Here is a 24,026-nt window from a genome sequence, read left to right on the forward strand (position 1 = left end):
GATGGCCACGGGCGTGCTTGGCATGTTTGGTGCGACCTGTCTGGGCACTGGCTTGCGCGGTCCGTTGCGTTCGAATTCGAGGACGGCCCATCGTGGCTCGCGAGTGCCGCTGGATGAACGCCGCGATTGCCGACTACATCTAGCGCAATAAGCTGTTGTACCCCGTGTATGCCCAACAGCAGGCCTTCTGCTGATCGCGCTGCGTTTGTCCTGTTGATCAGGCGCCAGCTTTACCACACTTCTGGCGCTGGGTAGGACAACCAAAGTCAGTCGGTCGGTCAGTCAGTCAACCTATAGACTCGGCATAATTTATTCATGAACTTTTGTTGATGACCTGACTCCAAAGTTCATGGAAAAAGAAGACGCACGCAAGCAGTCGCGGGAAGTGCTGCAAGAACGGCGCAAGCAAGTTATCCGTTTGCATCGAAAAGGAGTCGGCGTGATGCAGATCGTGGAGCAAACCGGGCTCAGTTGGTCTGGTGTCAACGCTGCACTGCGCCTGTTCGAGCAAGGCGGAGCGGCTGCACTCAAGCCCCACGCCAGGGGCAAGAAGCCCGGTAGTGGACGCAGCCTGACTCCTGAGCAAGAACGCGCCATTCGAATGACCATCATCGACAAACGCCCCGAGCAGATCAAGATGGAGTTTGCGCTTTGGAGCCGGCCCGCCGTGCGCGAACTCATCGAGCGCGACCTGGGGCTGAAACTATCTGTGCGTTCAGTGGGCGACTATCTGGCACGTTGGGGTTTTACGCCGCAAAAGCCGATCAAGAAAGCTTACGAACAGCGACCTGAGGCCGTCAAGGCGTGGCTCGAAGATGAATACCCTGCCATTGAAGCCAGGGCCAAGCGTGAAGGCGCAGAGATCCATTGGGGCGATGAAACAGCCCTGGTCAACACGGATGTGCGTGGCAGAAGTTACGCGCCCGCCGGTCAAACACCGGTGACGCGGGCAGTGGGTGGAACACGGCAAAAGCTTTCGATGATTGCCACCGTCACGAACCAGGGTAAGACGCGCTGGATGATCATTGATCAGGCGTTCAATGCCGACAAGCTGATCGAGTTTATGCAGGCCTTGATCAAGGACGCGCAGGGCAAGAAGATCTTCCTGATTCTTGACAACCTGAGGGTGCACCACAGCAAGCCGGTCAAAGAGTGGGCGGCATTGCACAAAGAGGACATTGAGTTGTTTTACCTGCCCAGCTACAGCCCCGAGCTCAACCCAGAGGAGCGGCTGAACGCAGATCTGAAGCACGCGATTGGCAGCAAAGTCCCAGTGAGAACCAAAGCCAAGCTGCGCGCTGCAGCCACTGAACACATGACAATGCTGCAGAACACGCCAGAGCGGGTCAAGAAGTACTTTGGCGACAAGCATGTCGCCTATGCAGCCTCATGAATAATTCCCGCCGGATCAATAGTAATGGCGGCGTAGGCGTCAACGGACGGATCGCCCGTCAGTGATGGCGGGCGTGGATTGAAACAGCGTTCTCAACGGCGCGCCGACCAATGCCTACTGGATAGCCCGTCAGTGATGGCGGGCGTGGATTGAAACCAGACACAACCGCAACACCCGCACCCCTGAACGTGGATCGCCCGTCTGTGATGGCGGGCGTGGATTGAAACTCCATGCGCTCCATGGCATAGCGATGCGAGACATGGATCGCCCGTCAGTGATGGCGGGCGTGGATTGAAACTGTGAAATAGGAAACAACCGCTTAGGCTCCAGACTGGATCGCCCGTCAGTGATGGCGGGCGTGGATTGAAACCAGGCGGGCCAAATCGGGTGGGGTGAATGTCCCTACGGGATGCCCATCAGTGATGGCGGGCTGCAGAGGCCGCTGTTCAACTGTGTCCAGATGATGCTGAAGTCGCAGGGCAACAGTGCGTTCATGTGGTCGGTGCAATCCAAGATGGATGCCGCAGTTGAAACCAACGGCGAAGAAGCTGCTGCTCATCAGAAGTTGCGAGCCGCATCTGCCCATGCCGGCGGTGTGTATGCCGCCTCACAGTTGGGCGGCATTGCAAAGGCCAGTGATTTCCGCAGTCCGCTCAACGCGAAGGCATATCGGCGACGGAATAACCCAGGCTGACTGTGGCATCTTCCGGGATCGCCGGCATGCTGGCCTGCCAAGTCTCCCACTCTGCCCGCATGTCCTTCAGGCGTTCCGGTTCAAGCTTGGCTAGGTTCGCCCGTTCGCGCGCGTCATTCTGGATGTCGAACAGGTAGTCGTGGCCGTCTACGCGCAGGTACTTCCAGCGGCCTTTTCGCATAGCGCGCTGGCCGCGGTGGTTCATGCGCCAGAACATGGTGCGCTCGAAGACGTTGCCAACGTCTTTCAGCACCGGCAGCAGTGACACGCCATCCCAGTCGTAACCAGGCGCGGGTTGCGCGCCGGCAAGCTCCAGCATGGTGGCGGACCAGTCCATGGTGAGGCAATGCTGCTCGCTCACCGAGCCGGGTTGAATAACCGCCGGCCAGTGCGCAATCCACGGCACGCGAATGCCCCCTTCGGTCAGGTCCATCTTGCCGCCTACCAGTGGCCAGTTGTCGGAAAAGCGCTCTCCGCCGTTGTCGCTGGTAAAAACAATGAGCGTGTCTTCCAGAAGGTCTTGCTCTTCCAGGGAGCGGACGATCCAGCCTATGCCTTCGTCCATGTGATGGATCATGCGGCGGTAGGTGTCGACATTGCCGCCAGCCAGGTGAAAGAGGTTGGACTTGACCTCCTTGGAGAGATGCGCATCGTCGCGCGTCTCCCAGGGCCAGTGAGGCGCGGTGTAGTGCAGGCTCAGAAAAAACGGCTGGCCATTTCGGGCGCCCTCGGCCATGCGCTCCACATAGTCCACGGCGCGGCGTGAGAGCAGGTCAGTGAGGTAGCCCTCTTCTGAATGCGCGGCCTCACCAAAATACAGGTCGTGGGTGCCGCCGCCGGTGCAGTGCGTGAAGTAGTCTACGCCACCGGACAGGGGGCCAAAAAACTCTTCGTAGCCCGACTTCATGGGCCCGAATGTGGGCGGATAACCCAGGTGCCATTTGCCGATGAGCGCCGTGCGGTAGCCGGCTTCGCGCAGCAGTGAGGGCAGCGTCGGGTGATCGGGCGGCAGTCCAAGGGTGGTGCTGCCGCGGCTCTTGCTGTGAAGGGGCTCCTCGGCGGCGCCGCGCAAGCGATACTGGTAGCGGCCGGTGATCATGGCAAAGCGGGTGGGGGAGCATACCGGCGAATTGGCATAGCCCTCGGTCAGGCGCAGCCCGCGTGCTGCCAGCTTGTCCAGCTCGGGCGAGACCGGGCCGAACGATGCTTCACGGCCACCGTAGCAACCCAGGTCGGCAAAACCGAGGTCATCGGCAACGACAAAAATGATGTTGGGGCGTTTCATGGGTGCGTCATGCGGGTGAAGGTGTTCTTGGAGCTATGAAGCGCTTGTGGCGTATTGAGCCACAAGCGCCATGCAAGAGGCCTGGCTGGTTCACCGGAAGGTGAAAAAAGGCCAGGCCAAGTTGGCTGGTGTGGGGGAACTGGCGATCCGGGCGTTGGCTACGGAAGGCGATCCCCACCTGTCTCAATCACCCACGAATCCCGATTCCTTGATGATGGGCGCCCAGCGCATCGCGGCTTTCCTGCCACGCTCGGCCAGGTCTTCAGGGCCTTTGCCCACAGGGATGGAGCCTTGCTGCATGAGTTGGTCACGAACGCTGGGGTCTGCCATGACCTTCATCAAGGCATTGCTCCAGGTGGTGACGACTTCCTTGCTGACGCCAGAGGGGGCATACAGCGCGTTGAAGCCCATGCCGGTGATGTCCGGGTAGCCCAGCTCCGCAAAAGTGGGCACGTCTGGCAGTTGCGGCACGCGCTGCGGCGAGGAAACCGCCACGACGCGCGTCTTGCCTGCGCGGTGCTGCTCCAGCGAGCTGCCCAGCACATCAATACCTGCGCTGATCTGTCCACCCATCACGCCAACAAGCATGGGAGCGCTGCCCTGGTAGGGGATGTCTTCCATTTTGATGCCGATGGTCTTGCCCAGCAGAATGCCGAAGAAGTGGTGCTGGGATCCCCGCGCAGGTACGCCGTAGTTCGCTTTGTCGGAGTTCTTCTGCGCCCAGGCGACGTATTCAGCCAGGCTCTTGACTGCCGGGTTGGTGCCGGTGATGAAGGTGAACGGGAATTCACTAACGGTGCCGATGGGGGTCAGGTCCTTGGCCGGGTCGTAGTTGAGCTTGCGCATGGTGTAGGGATACAGCGACACCAGGGCTTCCGGGCCCAGCATGACGACGCTGCCATCGCGCGGTGCAGCCTTCAGCGTTTCCATGGCCAGCCGCCCGCCGGCGCCCGGACGGTTTTCAACCATGACGGGGCGCTTCAGTTCCACGCGCAGCTTGTCAGCCAGCATGCGGGCCACGGCGTCGAAGCCGCCGCCTGCCGGAAAACCGACGATGATGCGTGCCGGGCTTGCATCGGCGTGGGCTGTGCTCATGAGGCCCATGGAGCCTGCCTGGGCCGCCAGGGTCAACAGAGTGGCTTGTGTAAGACGGTGCAGTCGGCGGCGAGTGATCATGGTCATGTTTATCTCCTTGTTCAAAGTATTCAGTGTGTTGTTCAGGTCTTGGTGGCTTCTTCTTACAGGCCGTTCATTTCGCTGAGCACGTGAGCGTGCATGCCGCCATCGACGGGGATGTTCGCGCCGCGAATCCAGCCTGAGGCAGGGGACAGCAAGAATGCCGCCACGGGTGCGATGTCGTCGGGCCGGCCGGGTCTGTCCATCACGCGACTGTCTTCTTCAGCTCGGGCGCCCAGGGTTTGCAGAAAGTCTCCGAGGATGGGGGTGTCCACCGGCCCGGGGCTGATGCAGTTCATGCGAATGCCGCGCTCACGCCAGGTCCAGCGGTTTTGAATGGTCCACGCGATCAACGCCTCTTTCGAGAAGAAGTAGCTGCGAGCGCCCACGATGCCGTGCTGCGCGCAGAACGCGGGCACGCCCTCGAAGTCCAGGGATTCGCTGGCTCGGATCGCAGGCAACGCCTGCGGCCAGCCGATGCCTGCGAGCGAGGCCAGGTTGACGATGGCCGCGCCCTCGGCCAGCTTGGGGATGATCTGGGTTGTGAGGTACTTGAGGCCGACGAGGTTGACCTTGAGGACGTCTTCAGGTGGACGTGTGGGCGGGAGCCCTGCGATGTTGGCCAGACCATTGATGCCCGCCGGCAATGCAGCGATCAGGCGGTCGATGCTGGCCTGTTCAGACAGATCTGCCTGGATAAATTGGCCGACGGCCTCGGCCGGCTGATTCCTGTCGACGGCGATGACTTTGGCACCCTGCTGCGCCAGCAAGCGGGCGGTGGCTGCGCCAATGCCTGAAGCCGCGCCGGTGACGACGATGGTGTTGTTCTGCTGCATTTGATGGTCTCCTGGGAATGATTGCAAGCTCAGGCTTCAATGGCTTCGGCGACTGATGACACTGGTACCTGTGGCGCATCGGCCTTGCGCGCCACATAGCCTTCGCTGTGGAAGTGGCCATTGGCCTCGCGGAAGGCGTAGGCGAAGTCGGGCCACACCAGCGTCAGGCGGCGGCTGCGCTCGTCCACGTACCAGCTTTTGCAGCCACCTGCGAGCCAGACCGAACCCTGGGCCCGCTCATCCAGCGCGCTCATGTAGCGTTCTTCGGCGACAGCATCAACCTCTAGCGTGGCCACTTGCTGCTGACGGGCATAGTCCAGTGCGCCGAGGATGTAATCGACCTGTGCCTCGATGATGTAGACGACAGAGTTGTGCCCCAGTCCCGTGTTGGGGCCGTTGATGATGAACAAGTTCGGGTAGCCGCTGACCGCAATGGAGTCAAATGCCTGCATGCCCCGGCTCCAGTGCTCGTCGAGGCTGATGCCATCGCGGCCACGGATGAGTTTGGCAAACGGCGGGCGCGTGGCCTCGAAGCCGGTGGCGCAGACCAGCACGTCCAGTTCGTAACGCTCGCCGCTGGCCGCAACAGCGTGCTTGCCCTCGACCTTGGCCAACGCAGAGGCTTCCAGCCGCACATGGTTCTTCAAGAAAGTGGGGAAGTAGTCGTTGGAGATCAGCACGCGCTTGCAGCCGATTTCGTATTGCGGCGTCAGTGCCGCGCGCAGGGTGGCATCGCTGACCTGGTTGTGCAGGTGTGCCAGCGCCATTTCACGTGCCTCGTTCACAAAACGTGGAATATTGCGGCGCTGGGCAAAGTTGAACTCGCCACCCCAGAAGGTTTCCGCGCGCATTTTTTCCATCAGGCCGGGAATCCGGGCAAAGGCGCGTTTTTCGCCTTCGGTAAAGGCCCGGTTGGCACGCGGAATGATGTAAGGCGCGCTACGCTGGAACACCACCAACTCGCTGGCCACTTTGGCCATCTCGGGCACCACCTGAATCGCCGAAGCGCCTGAGCCCACCACGCCGATGCGCTTGCCCTGAAGGTCGGCAGCGTGATTCCAGCGCGCGGAGTGAAACACCTCGCCTTCAAAATCCGCAAGTCCGTCGATCTCTGGTAGATGCTCGTCGGCCAGGTGACCCGGGCAGGCGATCAGTACCCGGCAGACATACAGGCCTTGGCTGGTCTGAACCTGCCATTGCTGCTGCGCTTCGTTCCAGCGCGCATCCGTCATGTTGGTGTGAAAACGCAAGTGCTCCAGCAGCCCTTCCTCGCGCGCGCAGTCACGCATGTATTGCTGAATTTCCTGGCCGGGCGAAAAAGCCTGCGACCAGTTCGGGTTGAGCCTGAAGGAAAACGAATACAGGTGCGAAGGCACATCGCAGGCCGCGCCTGGGTAGTGGTTGTCGCGCCAGGTGCCGCCCACGTCACCCGCGCGCTCAATGATGAGAAAGTCCTGGGTGCCCCGGCGCTTGAGCTGTATGCCCATGCCCAGGCCGCCAAAGCCGGCGCCGACAATCAGGATGTCCGTATAAATCTCTTGCTGTTTCATCATGTCTCCTTCAAGGCTTGGCTGTGGGGATCACACTGCCTGCCGGGTAAGCGTCTGGTTGCTGCAAAAAGGCGTCGATATGGCGCAGCAGTTCTGCGGGCCGCTCAAACACCACGCCATGGCCGGAGTCGATCTGGGTGTAACGCGCGTCGTCGATCGCGCCAAACAATTGCTGGCTATGCGACTTGGGCACCATCTGGTCATGGGTGCATCCGACGATCAGCGTGCGTGCCTGGATCTGCGGCACCTGGGCCGTGATGTCGATCTCTGTGTTCAGCGCCATTTGCAGATCGACGAAGCGGTCAAGACCAATCTTGTCGGCCATGCCCTCAAGCTCCTGGGGTGTGCGCGCGGCGATGAAGTCTGGGCTGAAGGCGCAATACAGCATGTAGTTGCGGATCGTGGCCAGCCCCGCCTGGCGCAGTTCGCGCCAGATGCCGTTGCGCAAGCGCTGGTGGGCATCGGTCTTCATCCAGCCCGCCACCAGAATCAGCTGACGCACCGCTTCGGGCTGCTGTGCCGCCAGGCTGGCCGCCACCACCGCACCCAGCGAATAGCCCATCAGGCTCACTGGTTGCCCACCGGTTTGCTCGCGCACCACGTCAATTACCGCGCTCACCTGTGCCACCAGCTGGGCAAGGGTCAGCGCACCGGTGGGCGGCGGCGCCAGATCGACCGAAACCACACGCTGGCGAAAGCCCAGCATGGGGAACAGAAAGCCGTAATGGCTGTCCGTGCTGCCGGTGCTTCCGTGCACCATCACCAGTACGGGGTGTTGGCCATCGTCGCGCCCGGCGCTGTGATAGGTGACGGACACACCATCTACCAGTATCGAGGCGGTCTCGCGCAGCGCGAGTTGATTCAGGTTTTGTTGCATGTTGGTCAGAGAGTCAGTAAGTGGCACGGCCACCAGAAAGATCGAAGACGGCGCCCGTGGAAAAGCTCACCGCGGGGCTCACGAGAAAAGCCACCATTTCGGCCACTTCCTCGGGTTGGCCTGCACGGCCCATGGGAATTCGGCCCAGCAGTTCGGCCTTGAGTTGGGGGTTGAACCAGTCGCTCGCCAGCAGCCCGGTCTCGATCAGCGCCGGCGCGATGGCGTTGACGATCACGCCCTTTTTTGCCAGTTCTTTGCCCAGTGTCTTGGTCATGGCGATCACCCCGGCCTTGGCCGCTGCGTAGCCGCCACTGAGTGCGTGCCCTTCCATGCCTGCGGCGGAAGCCACGTTCAGAATGCGGCCATAACCTGCAGCCACCATGTGCGGCACCACAGCGCGACACATCAGGAACTGGCTGGTGAGGTTGACGGCAATATCACGCTCCCAGGCGTCAATGTCGATGTCCCATAGCGGAAGCATGGCGCTGCCCATGCCCGCGTTATTGACCAGAATATCCAGTCGCCCAAATTTCTCCAAAGCCATTGCCACAGCGCGCGGGGCCAATGCCCGGTCGCTCACGTCGCCCGCCAATGCGTGGGCGCTCTGGCCTTCGGCACGCACGGCTTCAGCGGCCGCTTCGGCTGCGGCCGGCTTCAGGTCCACGGCCAGAACATCGGCCCCATCGCGCGCCAAGGCACGGCACACGGCCATCCCGATGGATCCGCCTGCGCCCGTCACGATGGCCACTTGTTGCTTCAGCCTCTTGTTCATATTTCTCCAAATAGTCCGTTAAACAGACTCTTAATTTTCAGAAGAGACCCAAAATTTGATATGGATCAGATTTATGGACGCGATCTTATGTGTTTCTGCGATTTTTAGGTAAACTTAAAAGTCCGTTTAATGGACTTATTTGAAGATGAGATGAAACAACCCGTGAAGCCAGATCCGCCCAGCCAGCCCGAACGCCCCCAGGTTGTCGAGCGCGTGGCCAGCATCCTGCGTGCCATCTCGACACAGGGTGCAGCGGGTGCGCGCCTCAAAGACATCGCTGTCGATACCGGCATCGCCCGCCCCTCGGTGCACCGTTTGCTGAGCGAGTTGGCCGCCGTGGCTTACGTCACGCAGGGTGCGGACAAGCGATACCGGTTAGGTACGGCGTTGTTTTCACTGGGTCTGTCTGCGCCGCACCCGATACGGGACCTGAGCGCCATCCGCGTGCTGGCGCAGGAACTGGCCGATCACTGCGGCGACGTGGTGTATGTGGCGCTTCGCAAGTTCGACGGCGTGCATTACCTGTTGCGTGCCGAGGGCAGTTACCCGATCCGCACGCATCTCGTGGCCGTTAACGACAGCAAGCCCTTTACCGCCAGCTATTCGGGGCTGGCGCTGCTGGCCCAGCTGGAGGAGTCTGAGCGCAACAGCCTCATCAACAAGCTGGTGCTGGATGCTCCCAGCGACTGGGTCGAGGAGCGTCGCCACCATCTGGAGCGGCAGATCCGCGACAAGATCGAGGATGTGCGAAACCTGGGCTACTGCTCCGGAAAGAACATCGTCATGCCCGGCATTGCGGGCATGGCCGCACCCATACCATCCGCCACGCGCCCGCCGTATATGTCTGTGTCCATATCGGCCATTGAGGAACGGCTGCATGCCGATCGAGTCAAGGAGCTGGCACCCCGGCTGCTAAGAACCGCACGCGCCATGTCGGAGTACATCGAATAAACCGTGTTGCCGAGAGCCAGCGCATCCAGTCAGGTCAATTCACGTCAATTCAATTCAATTCAATTCAGGAGATAAACACTATGAACACCACCACCAAAGCCGTTGCTATCGTGACCGGCGGTCTGCGCGGCTTGGGCTTGGGCATTGCCACGCAGATGGTCCGCGACGGCTTCGATATCGCCGTCATTGACCTGCCTCCCCCCAGCCCTGAAACCGATGCGGCGCTTGCGCCCCTGTCTGAAGCAGGAGCCCGCGCCCGCTACTACCAGCTGGATATTGCCGACCTCGAAAACCACGGCCCGACGCTGGCGCGCATCCAGCAGGATTTCGGACCGCAGAGCCCCTTAACCTGCCTGGTCAACAACGCCGGAATTGCGGCGCGCCCACTGACCGACCTGCTCGATCTCTCGCCCGAAGCTTTTGATCGATCGATGGACATCAACCTGCGCGGCACTTTCTTTCTGACCCAGGCGTTTTCCAACCTGTTGCTGAAACAGGAGCCTAGCCGGCGCTACCGCAGCATTGTGTTCATTACCTCGATCGCCGCTGAAATGACCTCACCTGATCGCGCTCAATACTGCGTGAGCAAAGCCGCGCTGTCGGCCACCACGCGCTTGTTTGCCGCCCGGTTGGCGGGCGCGGGCATTGCCGTACACGAAGTGCGCCCGGGCTTCATGCGCACCGACATGACAGCTTCTGCAGGCAGCGAAGTGATTGATCAATGGATCGCCCAGGGGCGCGTGCCCATGCCACGCTGGGGCACGCCCGCTGACGTAGGCCAAGCCGTCAGCACCCTCGCCCAGGGCCTGATGCCCTATTCCACAGGGCAGTCATTCTGGATTGCGGGCGGGCTAAATATCATGCGGGCTACGTAATCCAATCTGGGATCACCTTGGGAAACGTTTGCACCTATGTTAGCGATATGCTAACATTAGTTTATGCACTCGATTGAATTTACCATGCAAGCGCTCAAGGCCCTGATTGCCATGCCGGCCAACAAGCGCATGCTGGTGAAGTCAAAGATCGAAGCCCTGGCAGCAAACCCTACTGATGCTCAGAATACCAAGAAGCTGGTGGGCCGAACGGGTTACAGGCTTCGCGTTGGCGACTGGCGCGTGATCTACACCGTCGATTCCGGTCGCCTGATCGTTCTAGTGCTGGACATTGGCCCCCGTGGAGGTATCTATAAATGACTGAAGTTCAAGTGATTCAGAAGGACGGCAAACCGGCCTTCTACGTAGTCCCCGCCGACATTTGGGACAAAGTGCGCAGCGTGATCGAAGATGCAGATGATGTTGCTGCATTCGACCGAGCTGTCGCCAACGATGACGGCGACCGCATTCCCGCCGAGGTGGCGTTTGCCATAGCGGGCGGCGCTAACCCTGTTAAAGCCTGGAGAGAGTATCGTGGCTTTAGTCAGGAAGCACTGGCCGATGCTGCCGGGCTGAGTAAGCCATTCATCAGTCAGATCGAGAGAGGCAAGCGTTCAGGCACCACTGAAACGCTTAAGAAGCTGGCAGCCGCCCTTTCGGCACATCTGGATACGCTGGTTTAACCCTGATTTCCCATTAGGAAAATCTGGGTTTAAGTCAGCCGTGAGCGCTCCGCGCATTGATTACATTCTGAGCTGCCCGCTCCATCACGCGAATGTCTGCATGTACCTCATCGAACAGGGACTTGGCAGGCTGGTGACTTATTTCGATTGAACCTCATCATGGTTGCAACCATTCTCGTCGGCATGCTGTGCGCACACTTGCTGTGTTTTGCAGTGATGTTCTTGCTGATCAGCAAACGCCTGCATGGCAAGAAGATGGGTATGGATGCTTTTGCGGTAGGCAACTTCTTGCTGAGCTTGGCCTATGTGCTGCAACTGCTGGAAGGTGGGGTTTCCTGGAGCCCCATGAGCGTTCTGAACCACACCCTCACCCTGGCTTCCCCGGTGGCTTACTGGATTGGGGGCATGCGCTTTTTCGGGTATTCAGTCCCCCTTTTGCGTCCTCTTTTTGCATTCGCTGCAGCCTACAGCGTTGCTCAGTTCATGGTGCATTCGACTCTGGGGCCTGTCGCTCGCTACGCCATGCTGTCAGGCTTTGCAGCTTTGATGTTCTTGTGCATGACAGCCGCCGTGATTTATGGTGCGCGCACATTTGCCAAGGACTTGCGTAGCGAGATGATTTTCTTTGCCGTTCTGATCAGCGGCATCTGTGTGCTCAACGCACTGAAGTTCGTGAAGCTTCTGGATAACGGCCTGGACGCACTGCAGATGGACCGGAATTTTCAGTTGGTCTTCTACGTCTATATGTCGTTCCTGGCCACAGTGTTGCCTCCATCCATGGTCTGGCTGGTACTGCGGCGCCTGAATGACGAGCTTCGCGGCCTTGCGGCGCGTGACCCTTTGACCCGGTTGCTCAACCGCCGAGGGCTCTCAGAGGCGGTGCAACTGTATTTCAACGTTCATAAGTCACAGCATGCGCACGTGCTGATAGTGGATGTTGACCACTTCAAGCGCATCAACGATGCGCATGGGCACCAAATCGGAGATGCCGTTCTGTGCGATGTGGCAGAGGTCCTCCAAGCCTCTGCACGCCGTGGTGATCTGGTGAGCCGCCTCGGAGGGGAAGAGTTTGTCGTCGTCAGCCTGGGCACAGACGACTCCGGAGCGATTCAGTTGGCCGAACGCTTGCGTGCTGCCGTCGAGCAGCAAACCATCAAGATTCCTGGAGCGGATGAACCCTTGCGTTGCACGGTCACGATCGGGGTTTCTCATCGCCTTGCAAACCAGAGTGCCCTGGAAGATTCCCTTCGACAGGCCGATGTGGCCCTCTACCGCGGCAAGACTGCCGGACGTAACCGGGTCGAATCATTCCAGCATGCTGACGGGAGTGAGCTTGGTCCAAGCGTGCGTTCTTCAATGGCGACTCAACCGGAAGCCATCGCATAGGAGCCTGTCGGACTTGTAAATCGCCGGCTGCAAATGGGCCGCAGCGGTCCATTTTTCACAGTCTTCTTGACCCATAGCTGAGCTATGGGCCTGCGAATCCTGCAAAAACTGTCCTCGCTGGGTCCCATTTTCGCTTTCGGCGCTCCAAGTCCGACAGGCTCCTAGCTTCAACCCGCTGGTCATCGGGCCAGGGTATCCTTCAGTCGATTTCTGTAGTACTCAGAACGCACACCCATGAGTCAACGCCACATCCCGCTTGAAACCATGCCAACTCATACCGCGGGGGAGATGGGTCTGACATCGGATCAGGTCGCGGCGCAGCGCCGGGTCTTTGGGTTTAACGACATCGTTCCCCAGTCGGCCAGCGGCTGGCGGGTGGTGGCGCGCGACACGGCACGCGATCCCATGCTCTGGTTCCTGGTGATCACGGCTGGTTTGTTTGCCCTCCTGGGGCAATGGTCTGAGTCACTCACCCTGCTCGTGGCCATGGTTCCATTGTTGGGCATGGATGCTTTCCTGCACCGGCGAACGGCTGCATCTTCCGCAAGCCTGGCGAGCCGGCTTGCAAGTTCTGCTCGGGTGTTGAGAGATGGTCGCTGGCAAGAGCTGCCCTCGCGGGAGTTGGTGCCGGATGACCTGGCGGAGGTGAAGCCGGGTGAGTATTTTCCGGCGGACGGTCTGCTGGTGTCGGGTTCCAATCTTCAGGTAGATGAGTCGACGCTGACAGGCGAGTCTTTGCCGGTTGGCAAGAGCACCATCTCGGCGGTTGGCACTTTGCCCGCCACCGCGCTTGACGAGCACTGGGGTACCGCCGGCACACGTTTGCTGACGGGCACGGCCTGGGTGCGCGTCGCCTTTATCGGCGGTGACACGCGCTACGGTGAGATCGTGCGCACAGCCACCGAAGGAAGCCACGAAGCCACGCCTTTGCAGAAAGCCATCGGCGAGCTTGTCGTCATGCTGCTGGCTGGTGCGCTTCTGGTGTGTGTGGTGCTTGCGGCCGTGAGGCTGTGGCAAGGCTACGGCTGGATCGATGCATTGCTGAGTGCCTTGACGCTGGCAGTGGCCGCAGTGCCTGAAGAGTTTCCGGTGGTGTACACCTTTTTCCTGGGGGTGGGCGTTTTTCGCCTCGCGCGGAAGAACGCGTTGGTGCGCCGTGCGGTGGCTGTTGAAAACATTGGCCGGGTCACCTGCATTTTGTCTGACAAGACGGGCACCATTACCGCCGGATCGTTGGTGTTGTCTCACCGGATTCCTGCCGCGGCGCTGGACGAACGTGCCGTGCTGGAAGTGGCGACCCTGGCAGCTCGGCCAGACAGCGGCGACCCGATGGACCAGGCCTTGCACGCGGCTTTCGGAGCGCTGCCGCATGCCATCCGGCAGGCCGACTTTCCGTTTACGGAGGCCAGGCGCCGTGAAACGGCGGTATGGTCCATTGAAGAAGGGCAGCAGACGGCCTACACCAAGGGCGCACCTGAGACCATACTGGCCATCTGCGATCTCTCTGACGCGGAAAAATCGCATTGGCTCGCCCTGGTTGAGGAGCATGCCAAGTCCGGGCGCAAGGTGATTGGCTGTGCTTCAAAAGCATTGTCGACAGGGTTGCCCACAGTGGAGGAGCCAGACCAGGGGTTTATGTTTGCAGGCTTGCTGGCTTTTGAAGATCCGGTTCGTGATGGGGTGCGAGAGGCCATTGCAGACTGCATGGCTGCAGGCATGCGAGTCATCATGGTCACAGGCGATCACCCGGCCACGGCGGCAGCGATTGCACGCTCGATCGGCTTAGGCGGGGGGAATCCGCAAGTTCTGGTGCTGCAGGCCGAAGACGACCTGAGGAGCATTTTGGAGCAGCACGGGAAGCTTGACGTGGTGGCGCGCGCCACGCCGACGCAGAAGCTGACACTGGTGCAGGCCATGCAGGCTGAAGGGGAGCTTGTGGCAGTGACCGGAGATGGGGTCAATGACGTTCCGGCGCTGCGTCAGGCAGACATTGGTGTGGCCATGGGTGAGCGCGGCACTCGAAGTGCCCGAGAGGTTGCGCCCGTGGTTCTGCTGGATGACAACTTCAGAACCATCGTGGATGCCGTTGCAGAAGGGCGTCAACTTTTTCTGAATCTCAGGCTGGCGTTTGCCTATCTCCTGCTCGTGCACTTGCCACTGGTGATTGGTGCAGCGGCCATACCGTTGATGGGATTGCCGCTGCTGTTTCTGCCCATTCACATCGTGTGGCTAGAGCTGATCATTCACCCGACCGCGATGCTGGCCTTTCAGGATCTTCCCCCCGACGGGCCACTCGGCAAAGTTCAACGTGATCGTGCAGCGCGGTTTTCTCTGCTGAAGTGTGGCTGGGTATTGGCCTGATTGGCGGCTTGGTCAGTGTGGCGGTAGTCTGGAGCTACCTTCACGCACTGGGCGCTGATCAGAACGTTGAGCATGCGCGTGCCATGGCGATGGCTGTTCTTCTGGTGACCAGCGCAGGAGTCACCGCGGGGCTGACCAGGCTGCGTCGGGCGGCTTCGGGTTGGGTGGTGTTCGGAACGCTGGCTTCAATGCTTTTGATGATCCAGATTCCAGTTGTCAGCAGGTTCTTGAATTTGCATCCACTTCATGTTCAGGACTGGCTGTTGGTTGCCGCGGCCTTTTGGGTGGTCGTTCTTTGCACGCTGGTCTTGTCGTCGCGATCACGGGAATGACGCGAGGGGGCTGTACCAATAAGAGTTCCAGCTTTCGAGATCGGTGGTGTGAATCGATGCGGCCTGGGGTTTTCTGACTCTGGGGTTAGTCGTCGGTCTGTCGAGTGGTTCGTTAATGGCATTCACGCCGAACGCCGAAGATCGTCCCATGCGGGTACCACCGAGATGACGGCCAGCAGCACCGCGATGGGAATGGTAAAACCATAGCCGAACTGTTTGAATCCGAAAGCCCCGGATACTCCGCCCAGCAGGAACGCGAGAAACAGCATGCCCAGCACCATCATGCGTTCCCGGTCGGCACGCACGAAGTTCGCGGATTCCCTGTCAGCGTTCCAGTACACGAGCTTGCCGAGTTCAATGCCCAGGTCTGTCACCACACCGGTCATGTGCGTGGTTCGGATGACCGAGCCCGATAGCTTGGTGACCACGGCGTTTTGCAGGCCCATGATGAAGCACAGCAGAACCACCGTGAAGGGAACCAGCAGCCCTTCATAGGCCGCCATGCGGGCACCCAGCAGGCCGAAGCACAAAATGAGTGCTGATTCCAGCAGCAGTGGAAGGGCGTACTCGCTGGCCATGGCTTTGCGCCGGGCGAAGTTGACCAAAATGGCAGAGCACATGGCACCCAGCATGAAGGTCAGCACCGCGACGATGCCGTCGACGACGAACCCGAGTTGACCAAGTGCAAGATTGTCGGCAACGGCGGAGACGATGCCTGTGACATGAGAGGTGTACTGCTGTACCGCCAGGAAGCCGCCAGCGTTGATGGCGCCCGCGACGAAGGCAAGGAACCAGCCCAGTTGCCGATTGGCTTTGACAGTGCGGTCGCGTCCGACCAGGAATCTGGCGTAGTTGGTGGGCATTGAAGCTTTGGTTTCTCGGGGAGATGATGTCTAGGCCCAATTGGAACATTTCCATGGCCAAGGCTTGGTTGCACGTGCTTCAGCAAGCCCAACTGAACGTGCCCCCAGGCTCAGCGCAGCAGCAAAATCGGCGTGGAGATTTTCTTTAGTAGATCGCTGGTCTTGCTACCCATGAACAAGCTGCGCCATGGCGAGTGGCTGTACGCTCCCATGACCAGAAGATCAAAGGGCTGGCGGCAATGGTTTGAACGCCCCTGCGGCTCAGGCTGGCCCAGGTGGCGTAGTCCGTCACGCTCTGGCCGAAGGTTGACTGATCCACGCAGGCCAGCACTTTTTGTCGTCGTTCATGGATTGCCCTTTCAATGACCCATGAGCAGGTCGTCTGCGCCGTCCTTGTCGTGGGTACCGAAGCGATCCACCATGGTGGCGCTGGCCTCGTTCAGGCCGATGACCTCCACTTCGGTGCCCTCACGGCGGAACTTCATGACGACTTTGTCGAGGGCGCTGACGGCGGTGATGTCCCAGAAGTGGGCGCGGCCCACGTCGATACGCACTTTGTCGATGACTTCTTTGTAATCGAAGGCGTTGGTGAAGCGTTCGGCACTGGCGAAGAACACCTGGCCGATGACTTCGTAGTTTCGGGTGCGGCCTTCGTCATCGCTTTGAGATTTCACCCGCAGGATCTGACCAACTTTATGGGCAAAGAAAAAGCCCGACAGCAGCACGCCGGTCAGAACGCCTTTGGCGAGGTCATGGGTGGCAACGGTCACGACCACGGTCGCCAGCATGACCACGCTGGAGCTCTTGGGGTGGTCGCGCAGGTTCTTGATGGAGCCCCAGTTGAAGGTGCCGACGGAGACCATGATCATGACCGCGACCAGCGCGGCCATGGGAATCTTGGCAACCCAGTCGCCCAGGAATACGACCAGCAACAGCAGGCAAACTCCCGCCACCAGTGTCGAGAGGCGGCCACGTCCGCCAGACTTCACGTTGATGACCGACTGCCCAATCATGGCGCACCCCGCCATGCCGCCAATGAATCCGGTGGCGATGTTGGCAATGCCTTGGCCTACGCACTCGCGGTTCTTGTCGCTTTTGGTGTCGGTAAGATCGTCCACGATGGTGGCCGTCATCAGCGATTCGAGCAGGCCCACCACCATCAGTGTGAGCGAGTACGGGAAAATGATGCCGAGCGTCTCCAGGTTCAGCGGTACGTCGGGGATGAGAAAAACCGGCAAACTGTCTGGCAGTTCACCCATGTCGCCCACGGTGCGAATGTCCAGCTCCAGCGCGAGCGAGACTCCAGTGAGGACCACAATGGTTACCAGCGGTGATGGCACCGCCTTGGTAATGTAGGGAAGGCCGTAGATGATGCCGAGCCCGGCTGCCGTCATCGCATAGACGTGCCAGGTGACGTTGGTGAGCTCAGGCAGTTGGGCCATGAAAATCAGAATGGCCAGAGCATTCACGAAGCCTGTGACGACCGAGCGAGACACGAAGCGCATCAGTGCACCCAGCCGAACCCATCCGGCAATGATTTGCAGCACGCCAGTCAGAACGGTTGCGGCCAGCAAATATTCCAGGCCATGGTTTTTGACCAACGTGACCATCAGCAACGCCATGGCTCCGGTTGCGGCGGAGATCATTCCCGGGCGGCCGCCCGTGAACGCGATGATGGTGGCAATGGAAAATGATGCGTAAAGGCCCACCTTGGGGTCTACGCCCGCGATGATGGAAAAGGCAATGGCCTCGGGGATGAGTGCCAAGGCAACGACCAAGCCGGCCAGCAGGTCGTTACGCACGTTGGACAGCCAGTCTTGGCGCAGGGATTGAAGCGACATGAGAAATCGGCCATCACGCGAAAGTGACGGCGAGAAGCGGGAGGCTAGGGAGAACGGGGAGGCCAGCCGGGGTGCTGGTCAGGCGGTAACTATGGACGCGTATTGGTCCAAGCACGCCTCAAGGGGGTGTTACCGAGAAGAAGTAACCCCGCGGCAACCCCGAGCCCGGGAAGAAAACCCGGTGCCTTCTGGAGGTTGCGAAGGTGTTTTGTTGCACCGCGTCATTGTAGCGGGACCGATCTCCCCGGAAATTAGCGTGATGTATCGGGTGCGTCAACTGGCTTTCTGATGATGCGCTATCTGTTGGACACCAGTATCGTTATCTATGTCCTCAAGAGGCGCCCCATCGAGGTGCTGTCAATTTTTCAATGCCAACGCCAGTCGGATGGCCATCTCGTCCATTACCCTTGCGGAGATCATGCACGGCGCCGAAAAGAGTTCCCGCGTCACAGAAAATTTGGCGGTAATTGAGGATATGTGCAGCCGCCTTGAGGTGCTGCCTTACGGGCAAAAGGCCGCCCTGCACTACGGGGCCATCCGTGCGTCCCTGGAAAAACTCGGGCGACCGATCGGTGTGAACGACCTACACATCGCTGCCCATGCCCGCAGCGAGGGTTTGGTGCTGGTCACGAACAACACCTCGGAGTTCGAGCGAGTTCCCGCGCTTGAAGTGGAGAACTGGGTTCAAAACATTCAATAGAGTGCAGCTGGCCCAGCGGCGGTCAGGCTTGGAAGTTGCCAGCTGCAAATGCTCGTCAGCGCTGCCCGTCGATCAGCACAAACGCAATGCGTGCCATTTCTGAAGAGCGGTTGGCCCAGGCATGATTGGTTCCGCGTTGAATCAACACATCGCCCGCACGCAGCACGGTTTCGTTTTCGTCCATGATGGCTACCAACTCACCTTGCAGCATGATGGCGTAGTCAATGGTGTCGGTCGTGTGCATGCCAGGGTGCCGCGTACTGCCCTTTTGATGCTGCGCATCCTTGAACATGCCTGCGAACACGGCCTCATGCTGCCGACGCTGCTCCTCCGGGTCTGACGGTTGCGGCGGAAAATCGATGATCCGCAGCACGGTTCCTCCGGGTGGGGGAAGAACACCCTGGTGCTCAGTGATGTCGTCTTCGGCCAGGATCGGTGCAGGCGAACCCACCGTGCGCCAGATGTTGGCGTTGCAGTAGCCCGGACGGGCTTCGCTGTAAAGCCGAGCGGGGGAAGGGCCATCTTCTGCAATGTAGGAGAGCCCCTGTGCATTGTCGGCGGTCAGAACGCGTCTGACGGGGGGCAAAGGTGTGATTTTGTTCTGGCTCATGTGTGGTTGCCCGCTCAGTTCTTGTTCAGCGAAAGGCCGGGAACGAGGCCTTCATGCGTTGCATAGGTCTTGTTGATCAACGACTTGAATGCCTGGGCGTTCAAGAAGCTCACCACTTGCGACTGCTTGGCTACTCGGTCAGCAAATGCTGGCGAGGCAGCCACTTTCTGGCAAGCGGCTTCAATGCGCTCGATCACCGGCTTGGGCGTGCCTGCAGGTACATACAAGCCATTGAGCCCCTGACTGTTCGCAGGTGCACCGAACTCAGTGATGCTCGGCACATCAGGCAGGGCAGGGTGGCGTTTTGCCGAGAGCACAGCCAGCACGCGTACGTTCTTGCCTGCCAGCGTTCCGACGCCCAGCGCCGCGAAGTCCAGCGTGCCGCTCATCAAGTCGTTCATTGCAGGACTGTCGCCGCGGTAAGGTACCTGATTGAATTTGACGCGAGTTTCGCGCTCGATCAGTGCCAGCGACAAATGACCCACGCTTGCGGGGCCAGCATGGCCAAACGCCAGACGACCTGGCTGTGCCTTGGCCTTTTCCATCAGGTCAGGGAAACTCTTGATCGGTGAGTCTGGTTTGACTGCGATGGCGAACACGTTCTCGAACACCTGGCACACGGGTTCGATCTGATCATTGCGAAACGGCATGTTTGCATTGATGAACGGGGCATTTGTCATGGGCGAAGCTGGCGAGAAGGCGATGGTGTAGCCATCGGGCTTGGCACGTGCGAGCGTGCTGAAGCCGATCACGCCGCCAGCGCCTTCGCGGTTCAGAATGACCCACTGCTGGCCCATGGCACGGGAGGCCTCGTCCGCAAAAGTCCTGGCCATGACATCCACACCGCCGCCAGCGGCGTACGGAACGATCACTTCAATGTTGCGGGTGGGGTAGTTGGCTTCCGTCTGGGCAGATGCGGTGGCGCATAGGCCCATCGTCAACATCAAAGCGCCCATGGATCTGGTCAACAACGAATTCATCATGACTGACTTCCTTTCTGGTTGGCTTGTCTGAGTAAGCCGATGTGTAATTCAAACATCGTATGAAACAGTGTTTGAATTTTAGGGCAAAGCCTCAGAGAAGAGGTTGGGGTAAACCCTTGCATTCAGGCGTGGAGGGAGCGAGCGGCGCGTGTACTTGCGACTGCTGCGCGTCTTGTATGTGTATGGCAAATTCGGTTATTCAACGAACAAGCGATACAGGACCCTGGCCTTAAGGATGCCCTGCATAACTCCCTGCGGTCTGTGGCAGCACGGCCTCGGGCGATCCGCTACGTTGCTTTTCTTGCCAATAGCTGGGCTATTGGCTGCAAAAAGACGCCTTGCGCCTCATCCCGATCCGCACTACCCCCGACTCGCGAGGGTTATGCAGGGCATCCTTAAGTCACGGTTTGGCAGATTCAAAGTCGAAGCGCAGGCCGCCTTCGACGAACTCACGAAGCTCTTTGGCCAGTGCGTCCGGTTGTGTGGCGTCGAGTCGGCCTTCGCTCAGGGCGGTGATGCGATTGCCCTTGTTCTGGTCGGTCGCAGCGAGGACCACAGCGCCGGTCATGAACATGTACCTCCAGGCAAACTTATCTGGATCGACATCCGGGCAAGCCAGGGCAAACGCACGCATGTACTGGCGGGCCATGGGATCGAAGTGCCGCGAAATGATTCGCTGGGTCATCGGCGAGGGTGACAGGCGATGCTTGAGCACCAGTTGAGCCAACAGCCTGCCTTCCTGGCTGAAAGCGGGGTCCAGATAAGGTCTGGTGAAGCTGTCGACAATGGCTGAAACCGAGGGGCGCTTGCTTTGCGCGGCTGCCTCCTGCAATACCTCTTCCAGTTCCCGAAGCCGCATGTTGTTCAGGCGTGGGGCCATCTCCTCGAAGATGGCCTCGGCCAGCCCCTCCTTGCTGCCAAAGTGGTAGTTGATGGCAGCGACGTTGGCCCCGGCGAGCTTTGTCAGCTCCCGCATGGACACGTTTTCTATGCCCATTTCGGCAAACGCTTTGGTAGCGACCGCCAGGATTCTGGTTCGGGTGTCTTCGGCACCATTGCGTGGCTTGTCACTGACGGAGGAGGAGCGCTTGGCGGGGTGGGGCAAGATCCTGGGCAACGGGATTGCGGGGACTGTTGGCGATTGGAAGCACGGGACAGCGTATTCATCGTGCCTGATATGAAACAGGCTCAAATGGGCTTTATTGACTAGGCCCTTGATGTCTGAATGCTCTATTCTGTTTTTTCGTCATTCCACCAGCGCGTTGGTCGGTGATCCGGTATTGATGAGAAACGGATCACCATCTTTGGTGGGTGCTTTCTGTCGATGTCCGGGGGCATTTAGGCCGCGATGCGCCAGCATCTTAGGCACCACCAAATGTTGAACTGTCCTGAGCAAGCGCACCTCACCTCACCTCCCAGTTGAGCCTGTACTGCATCGGGTTGACATTTTTTCTCCTCCTCGATTTGACTTATCAGACACGCCGAGGCCTGCGTTAGTCTGTGGGTTATTCGGTGCAATTCCCGCTCGTCAATGCGCCTCGTCAACCCCAATGCCTCTGGGGCAGCCAGAAGGGCGTTACGGATCACGTCGCCGAACGTCAAGGCGCCCGGCAAGGGAATCGTTAGCGGCACAGCGGGCCAGGTTGCTCGGTGATCTGCGAAGGCTCTGGTATGGTAAGTGCCGGTGCTGCTGTTGTCCGCTATGCGGATGACAGCAACGTCTATGTAGGCGGCAGGAAAGCCGGAGAGTGGGCGATGGCCTACCTCAGGAAACTCTACGGCGAATTAAAGCTTCAGATCAACGAAGTCAAAAGCGCAGTAGGCAGCGCCTTCGGGCGTAAATTCGTGGGCTACGAGCTGTGGTTGGCCAACGGCAAAGAAGTTAAACCCAAATTTCCCATTAGCCCATATTCCTAATGGAAGCCATTAGGCCAAGTGTTTGATTTAATTGGGAAACTGGTTAATTTTTGGCTAAAGTTGCCCATCGCGCTTTCAGTGCGAGGCTGTGCATGGACTTTGAACTGCGGTTTACCGACAAAGAGATCACGGCGTGGGGCGGTATGGCGCTGATGAAGCGCATGCTTGACCACATGGGTTTTGGTGCTGCATTGGCTGGCGCTGGCCTTCCTGCGCCGGGCAGCAATCGCGGGTACGCGCCCGAGCAACTCATCGCCCAATTCATGCTCTCGGTATGGTGTGGAGCCAACCGGTTCGAGCATGGCGAGGTCACCCGACACGACCCGGTGTTGAAGCGCATCTTTGGTTTCAAGCGCATGGCCAACTTCAAAGCCGTCATGCGGCTGTTTCGTCGCTTCACGCAAAGCACCAACGAAGGGGTGATGGACAGCCTACACCGCTGGATGTTCGATCAAATCAGCATCAACGGCATCACCCTGGACGTGGACTCCACCGTCATGACCCGCTATGGTGGCCAAGCCGGTGTGGCCAAGGGCTACAACCCGTCCAAGCGGGGGCGCGCCAGTCACCACTCGCTGATGGCCTTTGTGAGCGAGACGCGCATGATTGCCAACTGCTGGCTGCGCCCGGGCAACGCCAGCTCGGCCAACAACGTGCAAGGCTTTTTGCGCAACACCCGAGAGCGCCTGGGCAACAAGCGCATTGCACTGTTGCGCGGTGACAGTGGATTTAGCGACAACGCCTTTCTTGAGCACCTTGAAAGTGAAGAGCTGCACTACGTGATCGCTCTGCGCCAGACGCAGCCGCTGCAAAGAGCGCTGGTTGATGCCAGCGATCAGGGGCACGGTTGGTGGAGCTTGACGGATGACAAAGGCCAAGCTGTGCCAGGCATTGAGCTGACGCGGTTTCGCTACCAGGCGAGCAGTTGGAGCAAGGCGCGCTGGGTCACCGGAATTCGCCAGCATGTCGAGCGCCGCGCCTCCGCCAAGGGCAAGACGCTGCCTCTGTTTGCCGATGACCCGGTGATTGGCAAGTACCGCTTCAGTGCCTTGGTCAGCGACATGGACTTGCCCGCTGAGGTGGTGTGGCGCACGTACCGGGGACGGGCCAACTGCGAGAACCGGATCAAGGAGCTCAAATACGACTTTGGCGCCGACAGCTTCAACATGCAGGATTTCTGGGCCACCGAGGCCGCGCTGAACACGGTGATGTTGGCCTACAACCTGATGAGCTTGTTCAGGCAGGTGTTGCTCAGATCGGAGGTAGTCAGAAAAGGCGTCTCACAGCCGATCGAGCATACGCTGCAGACCTTGCGCTACAAACTCTTTGCCAAGCCAGCGTACACCACCACTGAAAGTCGCAAGCCCATCTTGAACTTGGCACTGGCCATGCAGAAAAGACAATGGATGCAGGGCCTGTGGGATCAGGCAAAACAGTTTGACTTACCTGTGAAGTTCGCAGTCAGGCACCCGCCCTGAGCCCCCATCTTGAATCTCTAATGGGAAATTTGGGTTAAATGTGCGGTGGCTCACAAGGCGCTGGACGACTTCAAGGCCCGCATCCGGCAACTCACACGCCGCCCGGGAGGGTGCAGCATGGCGCAAGTGGTGGAGAAACTGAGGTCCTACCTGTTGGGCTGGAAGGCGTACTTCGGGTTGGCGCAAACACCCAAAATCTGGCGAGCGCTGGACGAGTGGCTGCGCCATCGTCTGCGGTCCATACAGCTCAAGCACTAGAAAAGGCCCAGGACTATCTATCTGGAACTCAAGGCACTGGGCGCATCTGAAGATGTGGCCGCCCAAGTGGCGGACAACTGCAATCGCTGGTGGCGCAACAGCAATGGTGTCATCAAGCGCATGTTGTCCATTGAGTACTTCGTCAGGCTGGGAGGGCCGTGTCTGTCCTGACCTCAAACTCTCGAACCGTCCGGTGCGGACCCGCATG

24 protein-coding genes are annotated in these 24,026 nt (G+C 59.6%); 13 read left to right on the top strand and 11 right to left on the bottom strand.

Annotated elements, in window-relative coordinates; all coding sequences use genetic code 11:
• Positions 1-349: 349 nt before the first annotated feature.
• Both AAAK34_RS03850 and AAAK34_RS03855 read left to right on the top strand, forming a co-directional pair.
• Positions 350-1,393, top strand: a complete 1,044-nt coding sequence (locus tag AAAK34_RS03850) for an IS630 family transposase (RefSeq protein ID WP_231695391.1) — start codon at positions 350-352, stop codon at positions 1,391-1,393.
• A 409-nt stretch (positions 1,394-1,802) separates the two neighbouring features.
• Positions 1,803-2,087 (top strand): hypothetical protein, encoded by a 285-nt coding sequence (locus AAAK34_RS03855; protein WP_431777764.1) that lies wholly within the window; start codon positions 1,803-1,805, stop codon positions 2,085-2,087.
• On the opposite strand, the gene AAAK34_RS03860 is transcribed toward AAAK34_RS03855, so the two are convergent.
• From AAAK34_RS03860 to AAAK34_RS03885, 6 genes are all read right to left on the bottom strand, one after another.
• Positions 2,047-3,372 (bottom strand): sulfatase-like hydrolase/transferase, encoded by a 1,326-nt coding sequence (locus AAAK34_RS03860; RefSeq protein WP_231695389.1) that lies wholly within the window; start codon positions 3,370-3,372, stop codon positions 2,047-2,049. The two genes, AAAK34_RS03855 and AAAK34_RS03860, sit on opposite strands and share 41 nt — an antisense overlap.
• Before the next feature lie 183 nt (positions 3,373-3,555).
• Positions 3,556-4,554: a Bug family tripartite tricarboxylate transporter substrate binding protein gene (locus tag AAAK34_RS03865; protein WP_231695388.1), complete on the bottom strand. Its 999-nt coding sequence runs from the start codon at positions 4,552-4,554 to the stop codon at positions 3,556-3,558.
• A gap of 56 nt (positions 4,555-4,610) precedes the next feature.
• A complete protein-coding gene (locus tag AAAK34_RS03870) occupies positions 4,611-5,384 on the bottom strand; it encodes a coniferyl-alcohol dehydrogenase (RefSeq protein WP_231695387.1) in 774 nt (257 codons plus the stop codon).
• 29 nt (positions 5,385-5,413) lie between these two features.
• Positions 5,414-6,934: a flavin-containing monooxygenase gene (locus AAAK34_RS03875; RefSeq protein WP_431777765.1), complete on the bottom strand. Its 1,521-nt coding sequence runs from the start codon at positions 6,932-6,934 to the stop codon at positions 5,414-5,416.
• A 10-nt stretch (positions 6,935-6,944) separates the two neighbouring features.
• Positions 6,945-7,811, bottom strand: coding sequence for an alpha/beta fold hydrolase (locus tag AAAK34_RS03880; protein ID WP_231695385.1), 867 nt, complete (start codon positions 7,809-7,811; stop codon positions 6,945-6,947).
• Positions 7,812-7,824: 13 nt separating this feature from the next.
• Positions 7,825-8,583, bottom strand: coding sequence for an SDR family oxidoreductase (locus tag AAAK34_RS03885; RefSeq protein ID WP_231695384.1), 759 nt, complete (start codon positions 8,581-8,583; stop codon positions 7,825-7,827).
• A 150-nt stretch (positions 8,584-8,733) separates the two neighbouring features.
• On the opposite strand from AAAK34_RS03885, the gene AAAK34_RS03890 reads away from it, so the two are divergent.
• From AAAK34_RS03890 to AAAK34_RS03920, 7 genes are all read left to right on the top strand, one after another.
• Positions 8,734-9,534: an IclR family transcriptional regulator gene (locus AAAK34_RS03890; protein WP_231695383.1), complete on the top strand. Its 801-nt coding sequence runs from the start codon at positions 8,734-8,736 to the stop codon at positions 9,532-9,534.
• 80 nt (positions 9,535-9,614) lie between these two features.
• The gene (locus AAAK34_RS03895; protein ID WP_231695382.1) at positions 9,615-10,409 is read left to right on the top strand and encodes a 3-ketoacyl-ACP reductase; all 795 of its coding nucleotides are present in this window, start codon (positions 9,615-9,617) and stop codon (positions 10,407-10,409) included.
• An 84-nt stretch (positions 10,410-10,493) separates the two neighbouring features.
• On the top strand, positions 10,494-10,727 hold the full coding sequence (locus AAAK34_RS03900) for a type II toxin-antitoxin system RelE family toxin (protein ID WP_231695381.1): 234 nt from the start codon (positions 10,494-10,496) through the stop codon (positions 10,725-10,727).
• Positions 10,724-11,089, top strand: coding sequence for a helix-turn-helix domain-containing protein (locus AAAK34_RS03905; RefSeq protein ID WP_231695380.1), 366 nt, complete (start codon positions 10,724-10,726; stop codon positions 11,087-11,089). The genes AAAK34_RS03900 and AAAK34_RS03905 overlap by 4 nt, the downstream gene beginning before the upstream one ends.
• A gap of 159 nt (positions 11,090-11,248) precedes the next feature.
• Complete coding sequence (locus AAAK34_RS03910; RefSeq protein WP_231695488.1) at positions 11,249-12,475, top strand: GGDEF domain-containing protein; 1,227 nt, start codon at positions 11,249-11,251, stop codon at positions 12,473-12,475.
• A 234-nt stretch (positions 12,476-12,709) separates the two neighbouring features.
• A complete protein-coding gene (locus tag AAAK34_RS03915) occupies positions 12,710-14,836 on the top strand; it encodes a cation-translocating P-type ATPase (protein WP_431777766.1) in 2,127 nt (708 codons plus the stop codon).
• Complete coding sequence (locus tag AAAK34_RS03920; protein ID WP_431777767.1) at positions 14,815-15,168, top strand: hypothetical protein; 354 nt, start codon at positions 14,815-14,817, stop codon at positions 15,166-15,168. The genes AAAK34_RS03915 and AAAK34_RS03920 overlap by 22 nt, the downstream gene beginning before the upstream one ends.
• A 122-nt stretch (positions 15,169-15,290) precedes the next feature.
• Here AAAK34_RS03920 and AAAK34_RS03925 read toward each other — a convergent pair whose 3' ends face one another.
• Both AAAK34_RS03925 and AAAK34_RS03930 read right to left on the bottom strand, forming a co-directional pair.
• Entirely contained in the window at positions 15,291-16,031 is a 741-nt protein-coding gene (locus tag AAAK34_RS03925) for a YoaK family protein (RefSeq protein WP_231695378.1), read from the bottom strand.
• Positions 16,032-16,390: 359 nt separating this feature from the next.
• Positions 16,391-17,872, bottom strand: coding sequence for a SulP family inorganic anion transporter (locus AAAK34_RS03930; protein ID WP_231695377.1), 1,482 nt, complete (start codon positions 17,870-17,872; stop codon positions 16,391-16,393).
• A gap of 385 nt (positions 17,873-18,257) precedes the next feature.
• On the opposite strand from AAAK34_RS03930, the gene AAAK34_RS03935 reads away from it, so the two are divergent.
• Positions 18,258-18,572, top strand: coding sequence for a type II toxin-antitoxin system VapC family toxin (locus AAAK34_RS03935; protein WP_431777768.1), 315 nt, complete (start codon positions 18,258-18,260; stop codon positions 18,570-18,572).
• A gap of 55 nt (positions 18,573-18,627) precedes the next feature.
• Here AAAK34_RS03935 and AAAK34_RS03940 read toward each other — a convergent pair whose 3' ends face one another.
• The 3 genes from AAAK34_RS03940 to AAAK34_RS03950 form a co-directional block, all read right to left on the bottom strand.
• Positions 18,628-19,182 (bottom strand): cupin domain-containing protein, encoded by a 555-nt coding sequence (locus AAAK34_RS03940; RefSeq protein ID WP_231695376.1) that lies wholly within the window; start codon positions 19,180-19,182, stop codon positions 18,628-18,630.
• Between the two features lie 14 nt (positions 19,183-19,196).
• Positions 19,197-20,165 (bottom strand): tripartite tricarboxylate transporter substrate binding protein, encoded by a 969-nt coding sequence (locus tag AAAK34_RS03945; RefSeq protein WP_231695375.1) that lies wholly within the window; start codon positions 20,163-20,165, stop codon positions 19,197-19,199.
• A 400-nt stretch (positions 20,166-20,565) separates the two neighbouring features.
• Positions 20,566-21,282 (bottom strand): TetR/AcrR family transcriptional regulator, encoded by a 717-nt coding sequence (locus tag AAAK34_RS03950; protein WP_431777769.1) that lies wholly within the window; start codon positions 21,280-21,282, stop codon positions 20,566-20,568.
• A 554-nt stretch (positions 21,283-21,836) separates the two neighbouring features.
• Between AAAK34_RS03950 and AAAK34_RS03955 the strand changes: the two genes are divergently transcribed.
• From AAAK34_RS03955 to AAAK34_RS03965, 3 genes are all read left to right on the top strand, one after another.
• A complete protein-coding gene (locus AAAK34_RS03955) occupies positions 21,837-22,082 on the top strand; it encodes a hypothetical protein (RefSeq protein ID WP_431777770.1) in 246 nt (81 codons plus the stop codon).
• 92 nt (positions 22,083-22,174) lie between these two features.
• Positions 22,175-23,560, top strand: a complete 1,386-nt coding sequence (locus tag AAAK34_RS03960) for an IS1380 family transposase (RefSeq protein WP_231695373.1) — start codon at positions 22,175-22,177, stop codon at positions 23,558-23,560.
• Positions 23,561-23,605: 45 nt separating this feature from the next.
• Complete coding sequence (locus tag AAAK34_RS03965) at positions 23,606-23,818, top strand: group II intron maturase-specific domain-containing protein (protein WP_431777771.1); 213 nt, start codon at positions 23,606-23,608, stop codon at positions 23,816-23,818.
• Positions 23,819-24,026 lie beyond the last annotated feature (208 nt).

It is taken from the genome of Ottowia caeni, from assembly GCF_050821495.1.
GTDB classification, from domain to species: domain Bacteria; phylum Pseudomonadota; class Gammaproteobacteria; order Burkholderiales; family Burkholderiaceae_C; genus Ottowia; species Ottowia caeni.